Below are 19,484 nucleotides of genomic sequence, written 5' to 3'. Positions count from 1 at the left end.
CGTGCCGGGGATCCGCTGGACAGCTCCTTGACCGGCTCGTCCTGCCAGGGCTTGCTCTGCTGCCTGATATGTCCCCATATTAGGCCCCATACCAATAGGTGCGCCAGTTGGCGTCAGCAGCGGAGTAACGAAATTATTAATGGCGTCGGCCGCACGATCAAGCACCCTATTTCCGGTAGTGTCCCTATGAGTCACTCCGCTGTTACCAGAGAATGAATTGGACACAAAGTTGCCAATTGGATTCCCACGGGTTAGATAGTTCATACTGGTTGCAAATGCCTTGACCGCTGCCGGAGCGCCGCTGTTATCGATCTCCTGCTGCGTCATCCGGTATTGCGATACGCCGGGAATTTGAGACGCATTAGCTGGCCCGCCGCCACTTGGTATGACCGCCGATGAAGCGGGGAGCTTTCCGGCTAACGCTCTTTGCAGATTGCTGGTCTTCTGCTGGATTGGATTACCCTGCTGCAATAAAGACGGAGCAGGCAGCGTGTTTTGTAGAGTTGCTGGCTGTCGTTTGACTGGCGCAGGCGCGTTTGCGCTCATATCAAGCGGTGCCGGTTGTCCAATGCCTACGCCCGCCAGTGTATCAGTCAGAAGAGCGGATGACTTTACTCTATCTTCCTCTGATTTACGGACAGAATTTGCACGGAAAGCATCAGAACGACTGGTAATGGACTTGCTGTGCCGCTGGCTTTGCAGCGTACCGTCCATGGTCGATTTCTTGATTCCCTCGGCACGCTTACGCTGGCCAGCGACAAACTGATCATACCGCGATGCCATATTACTTCACCTCACTCAGTACCACTTATTTTTATCCCAGAACTGCAGAGCCTTGTACGGGTCGCCATACCGACCTACGACGTATTTAATGCCATACACAGATTGCTGATAAGGATCAGACCAATTTACTTTACTACCGCCGTAGTTTTTTCTGGTTCCGTCCAAAAATTGAAATAACCCTGCAGCCGAAGATTTTGCATTCTTCGAGTTCGGGTTAAAGCTGCTTTCTCGGGCTACCAATTCCTCCAGCGGTTTTTGCCAAGAGCTCGGATAGCCTCCATCTTGAAGCGCGCTGGCAATAGCTGCTGATGCGACAGTGTAGTTTTTCGGATTGGCTTTCGCATCTTTGGCGGCTTTGTAATAGTTGGTGTACGCCCCGGCGTCACCGGGGCTGCTCAGTTTCCCGCCGGAGCGTACTTGCCAACTTCATGCTTCTTATCCAGAGCATCAATTTCATCCGCAGTTAGTCCGAGCAACGACAAGACCTGTTTATCCTGCCCGTCTGGCAAACCAGCGCCCATAACCTGCTGATACATTGCTTCCTTTGATTTGGAATCTGTCGGGAACGTCTTATTCCCGTCTGCATCAGTAGTCGTGAAGGAACTGCGTACCGCATCATAAATCTGATTCGCCGTCATGCCGTTATACTTCGATGCTGTCGGCTGCTGACTATCCCCGTATTGCAGCCACGCTCTGGCGTTCTCATCTTGTTGAATGCCGAGAGTAGCTTCACGGTAAGCTTGGTCATTCTGCTGCTGAAGTTGCTGCAATCCGTAATTAAGGCCGTACTGCCGCACATCCTCATCAAACTTAGCCTTCCACTGCGCATCGCTGATAGAATCCCTCGCCTGCTGGTAAGCAAATTGCTCCGTCTGGAAGTGGTTTTGCCAAGTTTGCTGACCTTCTGAGAAATTCTGCTGTCTGGTAGCCATGCCTTGGTTGAACTGCTGGGCTTGCTGTGCCGCCGTAAGCGGAGCGTTTGAATTCGCTGCTTGGCGGAACAGCCCCTGCCAATCCGATTGAGGCGTAACCGCGCGGCCTGTGATGTCAGCAACCGTCGCCGCAGCACTAAGGTTCGCCTGTTTAGCCTGCAAGTCTTGTGCTTGACCGGCCAGTGTCCGTATCGCCGGATTGTTCTGACTGGCCTGATTCGCTGTCCGTGTCGCTGCATAGAAGGAAGGATCAATGCCGAGAGATTGCAGAATAGCCCGCTGCTGGTCTGCCTGGGCACTAATCTGCGAACGTTGATCTGCCGTTACGCCCTTTGCCTCTGCCTGCTGCTTGTACGCCAGAATATTCTGGATCGCCTGCTTCGCTTCCGGAGGAAGATAATTGCCGGTCAACTGCGCCTCATTCATGGGCGTGGTGTAGTCCTGGTTATATTGAAGGCCGTACAGATTGGACAAGTTGCTTGCTGCGTCCTGACCTACGCCGTAATTGAGCTGCTGCACCTGGAGATTACGGTTAGCATCGTCCGTGTAGCGCTGGTAAGCCTGCTGCATGAGCTGCGGCACCAGCGTGTTCGCCAGATTGGACATTTCTTTGTCCGCGATCTGATTAGCAACGGTTTCGCTGTAGGAAGACTTTCCTTGTCCTCCAGCCCTCAGTTGTGCGTTCGTGTCAATCTGCTGATCAGCGATGCTGGACTTTGCATTCGCCAGCGCAGCCTGATAAGCCGGATCACTGGCTGCATCATACGTAAACGGAGTTGCCGGAGCCGTGAATTGGAAACCGGCATTCTTGTTGATGGTTTGGCCCAGCGTGTCCAACGTTTGATTAACCCGGCTCTGTGGAGGCGTGTAGACCGCTTGGTTTACATTAGCCGCAGCTTGAGCCATTGGACTGATTTGGGCTTGCTTAGGTTGAGGCAGCGATGCATAAGCCTTATCAAAGTTCCCCTGCGACGTGTAAGTGGTCCCTTTGTTGTTGTAGTCGGCTTTCATGAAATTATTCCCATCCACAGTGACATAGCCGTTTGAATAGCCAACGCGGCCGTTCCCGATTCCTCTCTTATTCAAAGCGTCGCGGATACCGGTTGCGTACGGGTTAGGTGTTGTTGTAGCCATAATGTCAGCCTCCTTTCCAAGCATGAAAAAGAGTCTACCAAACGGTAGACTCTGAATTACTATCTCTTCCAGCTTTTATATATCTCTCGACCAAAAATTACGATGGTGATTATTCCGCCCGGAGCACCTAAGAAGAAATACGGGGCAGCAAAGAATATCAAGACACTGACCGTTAGGGCTACCTTGTAATCCGATGGTAATCGGCTTAGTTCTTCCTCTCGCCAGTCTGAAAACCGATCATTCAACACGATGTAGAGTGCCAATAAGGCTGCAATTGTAATCAAGTATTTTCCGATATAATACGCCATTATTTTCCTTATAATTCTGCAAGTTTCGCTTGTATGTCTTGAATACTCTGCTCCGCTTTGGTAATTCTATCGGTCAACTGTTTATATTTATCATTGAGATATTGGAGTTCTTCACCGTCATATTTACCGGAGTCAATTGACGATTTAATGCTACCTAGCGCTTCGTTATATGATGACAGCAGGCTTTTTGTTGTATCAAGCTCTTTCTGGAGCTGCTCCTTCGTATAACCTCTGAATGAGTTTGTCGTCAGCACAGAATCACCAACTTTCAAATTAACTTTCTTTCCATCGATAGTTACCGTGTACCCGACCGATTCACCGATTGCGCGCACGGACGCATATGTTTTTCCGTCAACTATGATTCCGGTCAGCGTTTGACCGTCTACAGATACTGTTGTTTCAGCTTGTACTTTCAGCCCGACTAGACTTTTGATATCCTCAGCAAAAGCTGACACCCCGCCGAACAACAGCGCGCCAACGATAATTCCGGACACAAACTTTTTCATCACCGTTCTCCCCCTTGGTAAAAGTTTCTATCCTTTATTATCGTCGGAAGCAGCAAGAAATTTCAATAGTTTTATGGAGAAGTAGGGAAGGTTCCACCTCCGCTTGTGGCGTTGGCTGGGTTTCCGTGATTGTGATCAGGTGTAGTAACGGTATGTGTATGACCAATGTTCGATTTAAGGGCCATGTCGTTTTCGAGATTTTCAAGACGGTCCCATATCTCGGTTAACTCTTGTAAGAGAGTTCTATTATCTGACAAGTTGTATATCTGATCCCAATTATCAAATATAGTTCGCCCTCCACTCGCAAAGTCAATTCCATTTGGACCGTATATCTCTAAATTACCAAATATTGTGTCTATTCGGCCTCTGAGAGCCCCTCCAGCAACAAACTCGATAGCAGGAGCACCAGCGTAATTAGACACATACTTGATGTAATTATTCAGATCAAAGTACGTAGCTAGTAAATCCTCTGTATTATTCATCTCTGCGCGAGGATACCCTCCATTCCGTGTCGCAATGTACGAACCAAATATCTGTATGGACTGGATCAACCCCGCCGTAATCGTCCCCAGATTAGCGCTGATTGCGGACAACTCGTCTACGTCAATTTTATTGGCAGTCACTGCTCCAGCTTGAATTTTATCCGCTGTGACCGCACCCGCTTGAATCTTCTCCGCCGTCACAGATCCAGCAACAATCTTTTCAGCCGTGATACTGTTGGCGCTGATATTATTCACATCCAAATTACCATTGACGATGAACTCCAGGTCCTTCGCCATGAGCGCGACAGTGTTCGCCAAGTTCTTCACATAGGCCAGCACCTGAGCAATATCCTGCGTATTCTGCGGCGCAGCGATTCGCGGAGCATCACCCCAAAGTGGCATACTCCATCCCCCTCCTATCTAATCGACAGTTGCCGAACCTGTCTGGTTATTTCATGTATCTTCACCCAGCCGCTTCCGCTTATCTTCATCCTTATCCAATTTTCGCGCGTGAAGCTGGATACTGGTATGATGACACGGCGTACTTGCGGGCCACTGCCGGAGACCGTCTGTACGAGCGTCCAGTCCTCTCCGGTGATGGAAGGCGACAAATACACATTCAGGCTTCCGGACAGTTCCACGGCCAGCCATAGCTTGTACCAGCGCTGCCTCTGCGCCAGGCTTCCATTATTAAACGGCTTAGTAGTGACTGACCAGTCAATGGCTGCCCCGCCGTCGGTCGTTCCTTCCAAACGAAGCACTCGCCCGGAAGCGTCTCCGATGTACAGCCTACCCCCCATAACCGAAAACTGCGCAGCTGTTATCCCGCGCCATAGGCTCCAGGCTTGCACGCTGCTGCGTGGATCGTAGACCAGCAACCTATCTGGCGGGAGATTGAATAACAGCCTGCGTCCGTCAGACCCGGCTACACTCTCCGAAGTAATCCCCCCGACCAGTAGCTTTCCAATGACTTCCGAAAAAGTCTTATCCGGCAGTGTTCCTCCACCATAATCATAGATGCCGGTTCCGTGCATGATCCGCAGGAAGCCGTCCAGTGTAGCTATGGCTTTATAGTTGACCGTGCCCACCTCTTCAGTGATCTGGCGCGTATTGAAGTTGGAAGGCATCGTACCATACAACTCGTGCATGCTCCCCGGCATACCGATAGTCAGCCGAGTCAGAGAACCAGTTAGCATGTTGATTTGTTCGCCCTTGTTTGACTCCATCGACTTCCGGTACGAGTCATTCGCGTTACCGTCGAAATCATTCCAAGATGTAGGGTTATCAAGCGCACAGGACCACAATTCCGTACCTACTGCGCACCAAAGCCGATTTTGATAGGTTGTGATGTACTTCCCGTTGGAAGGAGCGCCGGACAACTCCTGCACGCTACCGCCGTCGTATCGGCGCATGGCGTCCACTCCGTTGCAGCCGATTAGATTGACCGTTCCTAGCTTACCGTCGAAGTTGGTAAAGGACCACTCTGCCGAAGGGTTCAAACCGCCTACGAGTACATCCCAAGTTGATCCGTTCCAGCGTCTCCAGGTTCCGTCATTAAAAATAACGTGTAGTTCCCGGTCCTGCCATACGCCCATGCCGAGTACACGGCTTCCAACGCCGCCTATGACCGAATAACCTGGACGGGTAACAAGCGCTGGGAAGTCGGTACTGTCCATATTGCTCATATCCGTAAAAAAGCTCTCTGAAAGCGACAATGGGTCAAACGTACTCAGCCCACGAAACTCGCGGATTGGAATCGGCGCCTGAATGCCGGATAAATGCTCGGCCTGCGGCTGGCCGTATTGAATTGGCCTCATGTACTCACCGCCCCAGAATAGTTCTGCGCGGCCACGTTCCACATCGCTTTATATTGCGCTTCATAGTTGGCTGCCTTGATCGCGTCGTCCTGCGTGTTTGCCAGATAAGCAGCCAACGCCAGTACATAGGACCAGTGATATTCTTCCGGTGCGTCGGGGACAGCGCCAAGATTATCCGACGTGAAGTTGCTTGTCCCGATTCGGTGATAACGCAAGAAGCCTTCCAGTGTGTCATACGGTGCAGGCCACAGCGTAAGCTTGTGCTCTATGTCATCAAATGTATAGGCATTCTGAAACGGCGTCACCGCTTCACTGTCAAGGCTCCTGTACCGGAACATGCCAACCATAACCAGGTCGATATTCTTCTGCCGAATGTCACTGGCAAGCGTATATTCGTTTTGTGAAGCTACTGTGGAAAATCTCGCTTGCTTCGGAATTTTCACAACATTGAAAAAGTCTCGGTTGATTTCAGTTAGTGCCGCTAACTGGTCAACTACGGTAACATCGTGAGGGACAAGAATCGAAGCCTCCCCAAGAATAGAAGCGATGTTCAAGTTTATCACCTACTCTGCTATGGCTGATTTATATGGGTCAGGGATATCTTCGACGGTTATTCGGCCCAGTTCAAGCAGAAACTTGTATAGCCTTAGTTTGCGCTCATCCATCTACTACACCCCCAATTGCAAGCTGGCAAGGTCGGCCACCAATTGCTTTAGTTCGGCGATTTCTTCGGCCTGATTTTTAGGCTGAGGATGATCCTCCAGTTGGTACGCTTCCCAGGCAGCCAGCAGTTCCTCTTCGGTTGGCTGCGGGGCTTCCAGGTTCCAGACGGCGATGTATGGGCCTTTACCATCTGATTTATCAAGTAGCGCAAAATCTTTATCCACCCGGGCAGATGGAAAGATGTGTTTTATCGCAAGGTATAGGTCCACGTTTCATCCTCCTTTTAAGCAATCTTTATAACTTGCATATACGTGTAATATCCGTCCGGGTTTGTTGTTGTTCCGCTCCGACTCGATGTCACCCACATGGCTAGTTTAGCATTTGCAGCAGCTACAATTATGGCAGAGCCAGTCAATTGTTGGTAACCTGATGATCCTGGCCTTTGATGGTCGACATTAAGCAAAACGGCAGCATCCGAACCCACAGCAAGCTTGAGTTCGTCCCCTGCAACTGCGTTTGTTACTTCAACAGCCGCAATAACTAGATACATCCCCGATGTTGGGCAGTTGAATAGTCCTGTTGATGGGTCATAGTTGCCTAAATTGTCATTCGATTCGGCGCCACAAATAACTCTTAGCCAAGAGTTGGCCGAACTTATTGTTTGCTGCGCAGTATGACTGGCAGAAACAAAAGGCCGGGAGCTAGCGGTATTATCCCCCCACGGGTTCATAACACCGCTTGTGATAATGCCCCGGTTGTACGCGTGTTCCATTTCGGTTCCCGCTGTCTGCACCCCTTCTTTCGTCACCTTCCCGCCTTCGGTTGCAAATATGCCGTAAACATTTCCCGTGCCGCTGTTACTGGCGGATATAATGGTTGATCCTTGTGTGGCGTGAAGCGCTGCGCCTTTGTTGGAAAATTCGCACCCTGCCACCCTCACAGACGTTCCGTTACTTGCCTCCACTCCCGTCTGCGTCGGCGTCTGCGTTACGACACTTCTGCAAAAGACAAGCTGACAAAAGTTTGAATTTGTGAACTTAAACGCTTGCCTTGATGTTGTTACCGCAGTGAAGCCGCGAATGAATATTTGGTTGACGCAACCATACACATAAAAGCTGTTTACGATAAAATTCGCTGCATCCGCCAATGATGCGCCTCCGTATATATAGATTTCGGTCGATCCGTTGTAATCTGCGATTAGAACATCTTCAGCATAAGTGCCAGCTGCGACGTTAATAACGACGGCATGGTCTGCGTGTTTCGGCACACTCTTGACCGCCTTCTGAATAGTCTTAAACGCCCCGCCTGCCGTATTACTAAGTCCGTTATTACTGTCATTACCATCCGTTCGCACATAATAAGTAATATCCGCTGTTGTCGCTTGTACAGCGCTAACCGGTAACTGACCGGCAGGGAGCTTTGTGGAGGCGTCAAGCGCGGCCACACCGTTCGCAGCGCCCTTCTCTATAAATTGAATCGCTCCGTCCACTTTGGTCTTATCTGCCCCGCTCATTAGCCCACTGGCGCCGCCGGCTACCGCATCGGGGATAACGTCACTGCCGCCGGTGATATGGCTGCTGGCATGAGCGCCAGGCGTCGCCGTACCGGTCGCGGTGACGATGAGCTTTTTGATTGCTGGATTCGATGTAACAGTGATCCCCGTACCGCCCTCGATGGTCATAGCATCTTCCGGAACTGCGGCAACAACATCGTTGACTGTCGCGAAGGCAGGCTGATTGACCTGGGCTCCCGCCTCTATTCCCGCCAGCTTGGCATGTTCGGAAGCCGACGTATGGACGTCTGTGTTGTCCATATGAGCTTTGGCCGCTTCCAGCGTTGTAGCTGGTGCTGTCAGCGCACTGGACTTACCTGTAATCCCTTTGATAAGCGTGAACAGGCCGGACAGCAGAGCTGTCAGTGTCCCGGTGAGTCCGGGTGTCACGGAGTCGGTTGCTGTCCGGTTACCGATTACGGTATCTGTAGCGGAATCGGCTGTACCTGCTCCGGCGGCGATCCCATCCAGCTTTGTTTTATCCGCTGCGCTCTCAAAGCCTGCTGACGAGGGCGTTGCCACCGGGTGAGTATGATCTCCAGCCGCTTTGCTGTTCCAATTGGTTTTGTCGGCTGGGGTAACGTGAATGTCGGCATTTGCTATATGATCGTTGAATTCTACATTTTGCTCATCGGTATATTGCTTTGCCGCAGCTAAGACAGCATCTGCTTTCTCCTGCGCGCCTGCTGGTGTTTCGTATTGAGGCGGCGACGATCCGGCGATATCCTCGCTGGTGTTCCGCCATGGATAACGGTCGCTCATAGCTACCACCTTTCTTTTACTGCATAGCGTTCATATCCGCTGTTCGCTGCTGTGTACTCCGCCAGAAGCTGCTGATACTTAGCGTCAAACTCCTGCGCTTCAATACCTGATGTGATCTCACGTAGTACTCCGAATACCAGCAGCATGTCATAGTCCGGGTCAAAACCGGTTGGATTGCCCATGTCCAGCAGTGTGAGAGGATACACAACCGGAACATGAAAGACTTTAAGCCCATAAGCAATATCCTCATCTGGCGCGGGAACAATCCCGATCCGCCCCGCTTGGAAGTAGTAATAAGGGCGAATGGACCGCTCATTGAATTGACGGAGTGGAATCCGCAAATACTCATGGTCTGTCCCGGGAGCGCGGCGAAAATCAACGTCCACAACGTTTCCGGGCGGACATGGTAGCGGATACTCCGGCACACCTGTATAAAGGTCAATGGCCGTACATACTGTATCCGATTGCCGCTGTGCTCCTGTATATGCACGAAACAACCGATCCCTAACAGAAGTGATCTTCCGAAGGATTGACTGCGGAGACAGATAGTTAGGTGACTTTTCCGCGATTTCCTCCACGACTTCGCTGACCAGCATGAAGAATCACTCCTTTTCCAGATTCGAAACCTCTCTGTGAAATTATGTGACGACAGTACCTGTTGCATCTTTCCATTGCGAACCAGTCCACCAAATCGGTTTGTTTAAGGTTGCGTCATAATGGCAATACCCAGCCGCCGGAGTGGTCGGACGTGCGGTACCATAGGACGCCTGCTGGAGACCATCTTTTACGAACGGGACAATTAGCTGTGACAGTCGGTAGTTAACGGCCTCAAAGCCCATAAGACCGCCATAACTGGTTGTGTTAATCTTGTCGAACTTAACGGCTAACACATGCCACCCCTTACGGGCAATGTGGATAGACCCGTGCCTATTTGCTGCCACGGTCGCCTTAGTCAAGCCGAATTGGAAGAAAGTTTCACCAGCCAGAAGGGCAATCGGTACAGTTGACGGGGGTTTAGTCGTAAAGTAGTTCGACGTAATGCCCGTGATGTCGTCCATACTATAGTCCGGCTGTTGTACTCCAAAGTCGAGCGTAAAGTCTAGCTTGGACAAGTTACCTGCCTGAACCGAATCACATCCGAGATAACCTACCGGATAAATCACGGTGTCGTCTGTCTCTGTGTAGAACGAATAGTAGATAACCGCACCGTTCGTTGTCATTTGTGCTTGAATACCTTGATCAGCAACCTTTTCAGCAGGAGTATAGGAATACTGGTTACTACCAAATACTGCACCCTTGTAGAAAACGTTATCAAGCGTTGGTCGTGTAAGTACCCGAGAACCATTTGTTACAACAAATGGTTTTGCAGGACCGCCTTCACCTATAAACATAGCGGCTACTTTCTTACCGAAGATTTCGTACCCTTTACCGTTCATATGCCATCCGTCGGAGAAGTAATCAACACCATGGTTGGCCAGAAACTCCTCGGCATCGACGAGTGGAATACCATATTTCGCGGCCAAGGCTGATAGCGCATTGGCGAATCCGTCAATCACGGTAGATTGATCGCGGACCTTTGGCGGCGTCAGCATGATAACCCCGCATCCCCAATTCAACTCACGTGTGATAATCTTCTCATAACCGGCAATAAACAGGTCAATGCGGTCATACCAGGTATTCCAGGTGCCTACTGCGTCATTGATACCCAGCATAATAAGCGTCATACACGGCACATTAGTAGTTTTACTGTTCGTCGCAAAGTGTAGATAGTTTAGATCTACATTATCGCCACTAAAACCTTCATTTTTAACAGTTACTTTGCCTGTGCCATAAACCTCATCCATCGCCGTCTGCAAAGACTCAGGATAGGTGATGGCCGCTCGCTGTGTTGTGCGAACGTCGCCGTTTGACATGGTATCCCCAATGCCCGCCCGCTTGTTCGCGCTCACCGTGTCCTGCCCGTATGTGAGACTGTCGCCCCGGCACTTAATTGTTACCTTACCGCCGTTGCGCAGCGCTTTGTAAAACTCTCCGTAGTATTGGGATTGAAGGGACTGCAACGAGGCTGAAGCGGACGATCCGCCTACAAGGTCAATCGGATCTCCATTGTCATCCAGGAATACCACATAATTCTGATATCGGCCATGTGGTAATTCCGGAGCATTAGCAGCCGGGATTACTTGGTAATAATCAGGTATTCTGGTCTTTGGCAATGGCACGTTTACCGCCTCCTCTTGTTTTGGTTGGGATCACTTGTGTAGCCGATCTTGGGCGCAGGCGTCGGCTGAACCCAATGGACCCACTGCTGACACGGCTTTCTCTTTTCGGTCTTTGAGTCAAATGCTGATAGATCGCGTTCAGAGCGTCCAATTCGTCCCGATATGGGTAAGGCATACACATTCCTCCAAAAAGCAAAGCGGGAGCCGTTAAGCCCCCGCTGCTCGATTATTCTGCCACTTCATGACCGTAGATGAAGGAGTAGTTCAGGAAGCCGTAAGCCCACCGGCCAATAGCTTTGAACTTGCTCGCTTCGGTGTCAAAGTCGGTCATCGTTCCGTTGTCGACCTTGCGCCGTTCCTGCCATTGGTTCAGATCCTTCAATCTGGAAGAGTCAGCGGCCCACCAGTTGCGACGTGCGGACGGAGCGATGAACGGGTTAACGATAACCTTGATGTTACCCATATACATGTTCGCATCGAAATGATTGCTGCCCGGTTCATACTTCGGAAGGTCAGCGTCCGGCAAACCAGCAATCTTGAAAGCAGCACGTGCATTATAAGGCGCGACGATCAGAGTGTCCGGTACAACAGCCAGCGGGTTACCTTTGTCATCGACCCACTCCTGCATAGCGACGGCTGTCGCATCCCAGTTGTCGATAGTCAGCGGCAGAATGCCCTTGTTGGACTGTACATCAGCGCTGTTGGTCGGGCTGTATGGATGATCCGTTGCGCAGAGTGCCTTCCCGTCAGGTCCGGCATAGTTGTCTGTTCTTCCCTTCCAGTTGACTCCGGTTGTGCCGAACGCGTTGACCAGGAATTCCACAGCCTGGAGTTGACGAGTTTTATATACGGCATCGGCCAAAGAGGAGATCCGGCGACGAATCTCAGTCAGCTTCAAATCATCAATGAAATCGCGGTCGATGATCCGGCCAAGCGAGAACTTCCGATTCTTGATGATCTTCTGCCACAATTCGTCGATGTCCTCATAGGCTACTTGGTTATTCGACCGGTTCCATTCCTCCATCAGACCTTCACCACCGATACCGTCATAGGACTCGATAGCCTTATTGGAATCAGTCACGTTGTAAAGCAGCGGGATGAAGTCCTTCTTGTTCTTCATCGCCAGCGAATAAAGCTCCTTAAAAATCGGTTCTAGAACACGCGGGTCCCAGCGAAGTGCAGTTTGCATGAGTTAATCCCCCTTCTCTATTAGGAAAACTGGCGGTTCTTTACCTTAACCCGCGCAGTTTTCTTGTTTGTATTGATCTCCATTACGGTAACGGGGCCACCGGTCACGGTCGCCGCATTGATAGACAACCCGTCTGCGGCCAACACAACGGCATTAACGCCGGAGACAAAGCCTCCTGCTGGCGTACCCGTGTATGGCGCGTCGTACCAATCGCCTTCCCGTGCCAGGATAAACTCAGTCGGCTGGTCTGTTCCAGCCGTCACATTGGCTATCAGAAAGCCCGCGACGGCGTCGGTTGGTCCTGCCTTCGTTACCCTGCCAGACACAATTTTGATCGCCTCACCGGCTGCTCCCGCCTCACTATTGGTCATGAGGAACGAGGTAATGCGCGTCGGGTCCTTGCCGTAATCGTTGTAAATGTAGTTAAATCCTTGCGGCATCGTCTACCGCCTCCTATCGCTTGTAGTTTTTTGCATACTTCTTGGCACTCTTCGGGTCCAGGCCAAACATGCCGAACGCCTCTTTCAATTCTTGCGGAACCTCCGGCTCCGAGTCGGCCGCAGCGGCACCGGTCACCTGAGATCGCTTATTAAGCCGCTGCTGCTTCAGCGCAGCCTGTTCGGCTTGCTTGCGGGTTTGGGCGGCCAGACTGTCCCGATGCACAAGCTCATAGGCGTCAATTGGGTCGTAGCCGCGCTGAAGTTTCGCCTGCATGTCCGGCGTCAGCCAGTCGGCCCCGGAGCCGTCAGGATTAACCGTTGCAGCCAAGGAAGGGTATTTGGCAAACAGCGCCTCCCAGCCTCGCGTAGCCTCCTGCTGTGCCGCTTCCTGTTGTCGGGTCTGCTGCTCATGCTCATCCCGCTGAAGCACGGCACGCGCCTGCTGGAGAATCGGATGGTTGTCCAAGTACTGGTCCAACACATCTGGGTTCAGACCTGCTTCCTCGGCTTCCTGTCGCAGATGCTGTTTCAACTGGTCGAAGTGATCCCGCTGCCGCTGGACTTGTTGCTGCTCGATCTTGTCCAGGTTGGCAAGCAGATCGGCGTGATCCTTGTATCCTTGCTGGCGTGCAAGGCGGTCAAGGGCCTGTTCATACTGCTGGGCGCGACCTTTTATTTTTCCATAGTTGAGTCCCATCTGCAGATACTCTGGAACTTCATCTTCGTTGACTGTGACGTCCTGTCCGTTATGCTTGACGGTAACGCCCTTAGACTCTTCCGAGCGGCGATCTATGGCAGGATCAGCTTTTTGGTCTTCGTCCAGATCGTTATTGTCATCTTGGTCATCGTCGCCTTCGTCATCCTGATCTTCAGCGGGAAGCTGAATACCGAAGGCGGCATAGTAAGCCTTGACCGATTGCTCATCATTGACATCAACTTGCTGCTGCTCTTCAACCTCTGCGCTATGGCTGGCGTTTTGGCCTTCTGTCATGATTAAATCCTCCCTTGTCCGCTATGGCTGGCGGCAGATAAATAGGCCGATGCAGTCTCAGCACCGGCCTATCAGATATATTCGATTAACTGATCGATATTTGCCTTGACGACGCCGTACATGATATCAGCTTGCATATGACCGACCAGGACGTTTTTGTCCGAAAAATCGCAGTTAAAATAACTGGTTGCAACCGCCCCATCAGTTAGCTGAGAAGCGAATGCGAAGTTCACTAGATTCCCTTCCTTAGCCTGCTCCAAAATGTACTCCAAAGCGTCAATCAACTTATCTTTCGGAGTTTTGAACCTGATAATTCTAGCCACTCAATCACCCCTTACCTGATTGCATCATGTTGCTGGCGACCTTGGCCGCCTCCAAATTCATTTTCTGCTGCTGCATATCGCGGTCGAATTGCTGCTGCTCTTGCGCCCGCTGGTCCGTCTGACCTTGAAGCTGCGCGACCTGCTGCTGGAGTGCTTGATTTTGCTGCATGGCCTGCTGCGCTTGAGCGAGCTGCTGCTGCATCTGCTGCTCATGTTGAGACGTCTGCTCGATGCGGTCCTTAATCACGTCCATTGGCTCCATGCGGCCGTTTTGGATGACGTACCGTACCGCTTCTGCGTCGATCATAGGCAGCTGCGTGATCGGGTCCACGATCTTAAGCAGATTAAACGCGAGCTGCATCCAGTATTCACGCTCCTGTGGCTTTTCGGTTCCGATGTGAACGGTTATATCGAATTCCGGCACGTACTCCTCTCGAACTTGCAGTTCCTCGGGAATCGGCTGCCCACTCATCGGGTCCGGGACCTCATTGCCCGTCTGGAACGTGGTATCAACCGAAGATACGATTGCGTCGCGGCTCATGGACACCTGACGTCCTGTGACGCGGGCGATACGCTCATCCTTATAAAACTGGGCGATCAGCTCGATGTACTGCGCAAATACCTCCTCCAGCACTTCCTGGATGGTGTCCGACGCAGTGTTCAGCCGGGTTCCGGCAGCAGACATCAGTGCTTTGGCCTGCTCGCCGCTGGTCACGTTGGCATTGGCCTGGCCGTTGGAGCTGTCGAACTGACCCGGGATCTTCTGAAGCATCTCGTCGTAATAGTTCAATAACGAAAAAATGCTGCCCGGAATGTTAATTCCCTGCAGCTCCTTCACATCATTCATGCGACCCTGAGCAACGGGCAGCATAGCTCCCGGCTGGCTGCGGCGCTCTTGCCATGTCGTTGGCTTAGTGATGGCGCCTTCCTCGTATATGATTCCGCCGTTGCCTTGGCGGGCCATCGTCTCGATGGCGATTTCCGCATATTTGTTCTTCATGATTTGCGGCTTCACCATATCCCTCATGAAGCCCTTGCCCCAAACGCTGTCCTCGTCCGGAAATAGCGTCCGCGCCTGAAACGGATATTGGCCGTGGTCGTATACATACGCCTTGTGTTCCAGGAAGACGCCTGAAGTCGTAACGTAAATGCAATGTATGCCTTCCATGCGCCCCCCGGACTTGGCAATATCTTCAGAGGGATCAATGCCTCTGGACAATTTATCCGCCGCCTGCTCAGTGAATAGGTCGTTATCTTCCGGCGTGATCAGTTTAGGAAGCCCACGATACCAGTATTCAATGAGTCCGGCCGTCTGCCGACGCTCAGGAACGGTTGTGTCCAGCTCATCGCTGCTGAATACCTCATCGCCTCCGCCGTTATCAGGTTCGACCTTTGCCCCCTGATCCGGCCAGCACTTGCGAAAGTACTCCATTGTCTGCGGCGTCTTGATGATATGCGCTGCTCCGTCCTGCAAATACAAGAAATCCTTAATGCGCGGGTCCGGATAAAATGTCCCCAGGTCCACGGGAATAATGTCGTTCCTGCCTTGATACCGGTTCTGGCCCCTGCCACCTTCGACCGTCGGATCGAAGATCGTCTTGTATACGAGCGGGCCATGAATGATCATGCGCCGGACGGCTCTAACATGCTTGGCCTTGAACTTGATCTGCCTGAGTTCCTGCGGCATGAATAGGTTGAGCCTAGCTTCCTGCTGCTTGTCTCCCTCCTCTACTCCTTCGAATTCAGGGTACGGCATCCAGCCGCATAGCTTGCCGACAATGGCCTCTATCTGCGACCACGCGATATTCTCGACGGCGTTCGGCCTGTACTTAGACGAGCTGTCCGGGCGAAGGCCATACCAGTGATCGCCTTTATAAAACCGCTGCTCCTCCTGCCAGTGCTTCTCGACCGGTTCGCGGGCAGCTTTGAACACATTGAAGTCCGACATCACCGCATCGTAAAGCGCCTGCTGCTCAGGCGTATTGGGATCAGTCGCAGCTTGCTTGGCCGCGTCATCGTCAAATACACCACGCAGAGACTTGCTAGCTTTATCAATCAGCCCAGTCATTAGCGTCATGCATCACCACCTCCGTCGTCATACCAACTCAAAGGCTTGCGCTCCGGAGCTTCAGGAGGCCGGTCAGAGCGTGGCTGATGCGCGACATACTCCACATAGTTGCGGGCCATCAGGCGGTCATGTAGATCGCTTATGGTCTTGTCCTGTTCCCTCATCCGCCACGCCGAAAAGGCGATAGCCGCCAGGGCTACCGCCATCAGACCAATTTCCATTTTCTTCACCCTTTCGATGCATAAACACTGCATATTTTCCAAACACGTCGAAAATGAGAATCCAGTAACGTCGCGGGTTTATGGCATCATGCATAACGTATGCATAAAGACTTTTCAGCCAAAAACAAATAAATCCTTATGTGCCAAGGATTTAAGTGCTTGGACATGTTCACCAAATATTGTCTTTTGTGCACATATCTTGCATAAATGATGTATACGAAATTACCAAAATCCTTGCGCCTTTGGCGTATCGTCATCCTCATCGTCATCCTCGAAGTTTCTCCGTTTGCCGGGCATGCTCTCGGGCTGTGCCGACCAGGCAGCCTGTTGGCTAGTGCTGATCGTATAAACCAGCTCTCCAGCCATGCTGACCGTATCCACCTGATCGTCATGAGCTCCTCGCGGGAAGGAGATTAGTTCCAGCTCAAAGTCCTCCAGCCATCCAGCGCCGGAGCGGTGGAATACTTTACCGGACTCGTATCGGGCAGACATTGGCAGCGCGCGCGTCACCTTATCCTTGTCCACCTTTACAGGCAGCACCGTCATTCCGTCCCGCTTACACTCCTGAATCAGATTCGTTCCGAACGTCTTGTCTTCAATCGCCTGGAAGCGAGGCCGATGTCGGTACTCCAAATCCTTCAGCAGCTTCTTCTGCTCCGGGCCTTCGATGTGGGTCCGGTATACATCGTCGATCAGAATATCGTGCGCTGGCGTCACCCAAAACGTGGTCACGACAAAATAGTCGTTGATCGTCTTGACACTGTTTGCTGTGTCGACTGTCTGGAAGCACCAGCAATCTTTCTTCTCGAACCGTTTTCCAGAGCTGAGTACAAAGTACTTCGCGCCCTGCAACTCCTCTTCCCGGTAATACTGAAAGTTCTCCCGCTTGAAGATAGATCCTTGAGCTGCACTTGGCCGCTGCTGATATAAAGCACCGAACACATAGGAACCAACGTCTGCCTTTATCTGCTTCATCCGCCGTTCGTCAAATCCGTATTCCGGCCACAGCGGCTCTCCATGTTTTCGTCCTAGATAATCATCCTCCTCGGCCAACGCTGGAAAGTTGATCACTGTCCAGCGCTCCCCTTCGTGGATGCCTTCCTTAATCTCCTCTGCCTCTTTCTTTAACAGCCTGCCGACCAGGTCGTCCTCATGCCACCGGGTCATGACGACGATGATCCGGCCGTCGGGTGTAAGACGTGTATACAACGTCGACGTGTACCAGTCCCAAATTTTGTCCCGGATAACAGAGGAATTGGCTTCCTCTGCATTCTTGACTGGATCGTCGATAATCGCAATCCGGGCGCCTTTACCCGTGATGGCTCCCCCTACGCCTGCAGCCGTGACGCCACCTCGGAACCCTTCAATACCCCATGCTTCGGCGGATTGATTGTTAGGGTCGATCCGGGTGTCGAATACCTCGGAATGAGCGCTCAGGGTGTCGCGAGCAATACGGGAAAAGCCTCGGCTCAGGTCAATCGAGTATGAAGCGACGATAATTTCGTCCGATGGGTTTCGCCCGACATGCCAGGCTGGGAACTTTTTAGATACCCGTTCTGACTTGCCGTGTCGGGGCGGCATTGTAACAATAACCCGCTTGAGATCACCGATAGACACTTTTTGTAGCACATCATCCAGCACATCCAGGTGCTTACCCTCGCGGTCTCGGAATTCGCTATCGAAGTCCATGAAATACGAGAAGTCATTATGCGCCCGGGCTGCACGAACCTCATCCAGAGTCGGTAGCGCTTGAAGCTTTGGTGATGATGCTCTCAAGGTCGGCCAGCTCCTTTCCGCTCAATTTACGCAGATTGTGTACCTGCTCCTGAACCACTTTGCCCGAGTGCTCGACAAGCTGCTTATCCCGCCAGAGATCCGGTCGGCGGTTCTTGAGCCAGAATATCTGCGCGGTGACATCGCCCTGAACTTCTTTCGTCACCCGCTTAGTTTCGACCATAGCACGCTTCAGCTCGCCTGTCTCTTCATCCTCGACAGTACCAGGCTCCCTGGTAACCTCATCATACCGGTACCCCAGCGCCCTCTTCAGCAGCGCATTCTCAACCTGCCGATCGACGACCTCTTTGCCCTTTTTTAGGGACTCGCGAATCTCGCAGTAGTCTTGCTTGTAGCGGTACAGCGTAGCGACGTTCACGCCCATATTGGCCGCGATCTGCTCATCTGTCAGTCCATCGCGGGCCCAGCCTTCAAGCTTCAGCAGCCCTTCGGGCGTGAGCCAATCGTGATATTTGCCTTTAGCCATCCGGACTGCCTCCTTCGCTCAAAGTTAATGTAAATGCAAAAAAGAGCCGCCCGAAAGCGACTCCTGTATATGGACAGACTTATAGCACTGCATGAGTTACTACACGAATTACTACAAGAGCCATGAAATATGCGCTCGTAGCTTGTCCTTTGCCCGTGTGACATACATGTAAACCGTACTTGATGCTATGCCAAGCTTATCAGAAATCTCCTGACATAGCAAGCCCTGAGCCACATAAAGCAGAAAGCATGTTCGCTCTCTATCCGACAAGAGAAGCAGCGCATCAACCATCTGCAACTTCTCCTCGTTGCTCATTTCAGCCCCTGCCAACTTGATCAACAGCTCCCGCTGCCGGTATACGTCCGTTCGCTCGGCCCCTCGGCGGCTGCCTGGCCGTCTGCCGCGCCGCATCCAGGTTAACGCATACCGCATATCGGCCAGCATGCCGGAAACAACGTCGGCCTCCTCGGCGCCCGCCGTATTGGACGTATCCAGCGAATCGCGGTAGCACTCCAGAGTATGTGTCTCAGCGGAATATTGCTTGATTAGCTCCTCTATCCATGTTACCCCCATGATGTCAGCTCCCTTCAAGCTATACTCCAGTACCCACAAATTCCAGATATTTCGCAGCTTTTCGAAGATCCTCGTCACGGCCTTTTAAGCTGGCCCGAGAAACATACTTGAGAACGTTACCCTTGCAGTAACCCAAGAACTCATCCGGGGTAAGCTTCGCCCGAATAAAATCAATGGTCTCGATGCCTCCGGCAGTGTAGTGGGCCGGATGGTTGACCGGATCAGAGTCTGTGCCGATTGTAGCCGTAATGGCTTTGTCGG

At 51.9% G+C, this 19,484-nt stretch carries 21 protein-coding genes; all 21 read right to left on the bottom strand.

Translation table 11 applies throughout. From position 1 onward, the window contains the following. Positions 1-783 (bottom strand): hypothetical protein (locus L691_RS29855; protein WP_036737832.1); only part of this gene is annotated, 783 nt, incomplete at its 3' end. 15 nt (positions 784-798) lie between these two features. Then, positions 799-1,032, bottom strand: coding sequence for an aggregation-promoting factor C-terminal-like domain-containing protein (locus L691_RS34410; RefSeq protein ID WP_408634789.1), 234 nt, complete (start codon positions 1,030-1,032; stop codon positions 799-801). Positions 1,033-1,178: 146 nt separating this feature from the next. After that, positions 1,179-2,849 carry a hypothetical protein gene (locus L691_RS0122785; protein ID WP_025692604.1) on the bottom strand — a complete coding sequence of 557 codons (1,671 nt, stop codon included), beginning with the start codon at positions 2,847-2,849 and terminating at the stop codon, positions 1,179-1,181. Between the two features lie 316 nt (positions 2,850-3,165). Continuing rightward, positions 3,166-3,663 (bottom strand): hypothetical protein, encoded by a 498-nt coding sequence (locus L691_RS30845; protein ID WP_025692602.1) that lies wholly within the window; start codon positions 3,661-3,663, stop codon positions 3,166-3,168. Between the two features lie 71 nt (positions 3,664-3,734). Then, complete coding sequence (locus L691_RS0122770; protein ID WP_025692601.1) at positions 3,735-4,547, bottom strand: hypothetical protein; 813 nt, start codon at positions 4,545-4,547, stop codon at positions 3,735-3,737. Between the two features lie 14 nt (positions 4,548-4,561). Then, positions 4,562-5,962 carry a hypothetical protein gene (locus L691_RS0122765; RefSeq protein WP_025692600.1) on the bottom strand — a complete coding sequence of 467 codons (1,401 nt, stop codon included), beginning with the start codon at positions 5,960-5,962 and terminating at the stop codon, positions 4,562-4,564. Continuing rightward, a complete protein-coding gene (locus tag L691_RS0122760; protein WP_232229256.1) occupies positions 5,959-6,525 on the bottom strand; it encodes a phage adaptor protein in 567 nt (188 codons plus the stop codon). The genes L691_RS0122765 and L691_RS0122760 overlap by 4 nt, the downstream gene beginning before the upstream one ends. Positions 6,526-6,630: 105 nt before the next feature. Next, the gene (locus tag L691_RS0122750; protein ID WP_025692598.1) at positions 6,631-6,894 is read right to left on the bottom strand and encodes an XkdW family protein; all 264 of its coding nucleotides are present in this window, start codon (positions 6,892-6,894) and stop codon (positions 6,631-6,633) included. A 14-nt stretch (positions 6,895-6,908) separates the two neighbouring features. Further along, positions 6,909-8,939 carry a complement C1q domain-containing protein gene (locus L691_RS33105; RefSeq protein WP_025692597.1) on the bottom strand — a complete coding sequence of 677 codons (2,031 nt, stop codon included), beginning with the start codon at positions 8,937-8,939 and terminating at the stop codon, positions 6,909-6,911. 2 nt (positions 8,940-8,941) lie between these two features. Continuing rightward, positions 8,942-9,535 carry a phage adaptor protein gene (locus L691_RS0122740; protein ID WP_025692596.1) on the bottom strand — a complete coding sequence of 198 codons (594 nt, stop codon included), beginning with the start codon at positions 9,533-9,535 and terminating at the stop codon, positions 8,942-8,944. A 42-nt stretch (positions 9,536-9,577) separates the two neighbouring features. Beyond that, positions 9,578-11,158 carry an SGNH/GDSL hydrolase family protein gene (locus L691_RS0122735; protein ID WP_025692595.1) on the bottom strand — a complete coding sequence of 527 codons (1,581 nt, stop codon included), beginning with the start codon at positions 11,156-11,158 and terminating at the stop codon, positions 9,578-9,580. A gap of 226 nt (positions 11,159-11,384) precedes the next feature. Then, complete coding sequence (locus L691_RS0122730; protein ID WP_025692594.1) at positions 11,385-12,347, bottom strand: Mu-like prophage major head subunit gpT family protein; 963 nt, start codon at positions 12,345-12,347, stop codon at positions 11,385-11,387. 20 nt (positions 12,348-12,367) lie between these two features. Continuing rightward, entirely contained in the window at positions 12,368-12,787 is a 420-nt protein-coding gene (locus tag L691_RS0122725) for a hypothetical protein (protein ID WP_025692593.1), read from the bottom strand. A 13-nt stretch (positions 12,788-12,800) separates the two neighbouring features. Then, positions 12,801-13,778, bottom strand: a complete 978-nt coding sequence (locus L691_RS0122720; RefSeq protein WP_025692592.1) for a hypothetical protein — start codon at positions 13,776-13,778, stop codon at positions 12,801-12,803. A gap of 71 nt (positions 13,779-13,849) precedes the next feature. Then, positions 13,850-14,101: a hypothetical protein gene (locus tag L691_RS0122715; protein WP_025692591.1), complete on the bottom strand. Its 252-nt coding sequence runs from the start codon at positions 14,099-14,101 to the stop codon at positions 13,850-13,852. 4 nt (positions 14,102-14,105) lie between these two features. Next, on the bottom strand, positions 14,106-16,178 hold the full coding sequence (locus tag L691_RS0122710; protein WP_025692590.1) for a portal protein: 2,073 nt from the start codon (positions 16,176-16,178) through the stop codon (positions 14,106-14,108). After that, positions 16,175-16,423 carry a hypothetical protein gene (locus L691_RS0122705; protein ID WP_156934321.1) on the bottom strand — a complete coding sequence of 83 codons (249 nt, stop codon included), beginning with the start codon at positions 16,421-16,423 and terminating at the stop codon, positions 16,175-16,177. Before L691_RS0122705 ends, L691_RS0122710 begins: the two co-directional genes overlap by 4 nt. 189 nt (positions 16,424-16,612) lie before the next feature. Continuing rightward, on the bottom strand, positions 16,613-18,166 hold the full coding sequence (gene terL / locus L691_RS0122700) for a phage terminase large subunit (protein WP_025692588.1): 1,554 nt from the start codon (positions 18,164-18,166) through the stop codon (positions 16,613-16,615). Continuing rightward, the gene (locus L691_RS0122695; protein ID WP_025692587.1) at positions 18,120-18,650 is read right to left on the bottom strand and encodes a hypothetical protein; all 531 of its coding nucleotides are present in this window, start codon (positions 18,648-18,650) and stop codon (positions 18,120-18,122) included. Before L691_RS0122695 ends, terL begins: the two co-directional genes overlap by 47 nt. Positions 18,651-18,761: 111 nt before the next feature. Further along, positions 18,762-19,223: a sigma factor-like helix-turn-helix DNA-binding protein gene (locus L691_RS0122690; RefSeq protein ID WP_025692586.1), complete on the bottom strand. Its 462-nt coding sequence runs from the start codon at positions 19,221-19,223 to the stop codon at positions 18,762-18,764. Positions 19,224-19,242: 19 nt separating this feature from the next. Continuing rightward, the coding region (locus L691_RS29845; RefSeq protein ID WP_036737828.1) for a DUF3310 domain-containing protein at positions 19,243-19,484 on the bottom strand (242 nt) is incomplete at its 5' end.

It is taken from the genome of Paenibacillus zanthoxyli JH29 (assembly GCF_000520715.1).
Lineage (GTDB): Bacteria > Bacillota > Bacilli > Paenibacillales > Paenibacillaceae > Paenibacillus_AQ > Paenibacillus_AQ zanthoxyli.
This window is presented reverse-complemented; position numbering and strand designations above follow the sequence as displayed.

Coding starts and splice junctions, on each gene's coding strand:
- L691_RS0122785 (WP_025692604.1), bottom strand. CDS start 2,849: ATGGCTACAACAACACCTAACCCGTACGCAACCGGTATCCGCGACGCT.
- L691_RS30845 (WP_025692602.1), bottom strand. CDS start 3,663: ATGAAAAAGTTTGTGTCCGGAATTATCGTTGGCGCGCTGTTGTTCGGC.
- L691_RS0122770 (WP_025692601.1), bottom strand. CDS start 4,547: ATGCCACTTTGGGGTGATGCTCCGCGAATCGCTGCGCCGCAGAATACG.
- L691_RS0122765 (WP_025692600.1), bottom strand. CDS start 5,962: ATGAGGCCAATTCAATACGGCCAGCCGCAGGCCGAGCATTTATCCGGC.
- L691_RS33105 (WP_025692597.1), bottom strand. CDS start 8,939: ATGAGCGACCGTTATCCATGGCGGAACACCAGCGAGGATATCGCCGGA.
- L691_RS0122740 (WP_025692596.1), bottom strand. CDS start 9,535: ATGCTGGTCAGCGAAGTCGTGGAGGAAATCGCGGAAAAGTCACCTAAC.
- L691_RS0122730 (WP_025692594.1), bottom strand. CDS start 12,347: ATGCAAACTGCACTTCGCTGGGACCCGCGTGTTCTAGAACCGATTTTT.
- L691_RS0122725 (WP_025692593.1), bottom strand. CDS start 12,787: ATGCCGCAAGGATTTAACTACATTTACAACGATTACGGCAAGGACCCG.
- L691_RS0122720 (WP_025692592.1), bottom strand. CDS start 13,778: ATGACAGAAGGCCAAAACGCCAGCCATAGCGCAGAGGTTGAAGAGCAG.
- L691_RS0122710 (WP_025692590.1), bottom strand. CDS start 16,178: ATGACGCTAATGACTGGGCTGATTGATAAAGCTAGCAAGTCTCTGCGT.
- L691_RS0122705 (WP_156934321.1), bottom strand. CDS start 16,423: ATGCAGTGTTTATGCATCGAAAGGGTGAAGAAAATGGAAATTGGTCTG.
- L691_RS0122695 (WP_025692587.1), bottom strand. CDS start 18,650: ATGGCTAAAGGCAAATATCACGATTGGCTCACGCCCGAAGGGCTGCTG.
- L691_RS0122690 (WP_025692586.1), bottom strand. CDS start 19,223: ATGGGGGTAACATGGATAGAGGAGCTAATCAAGCAATATTCCGCTGAG.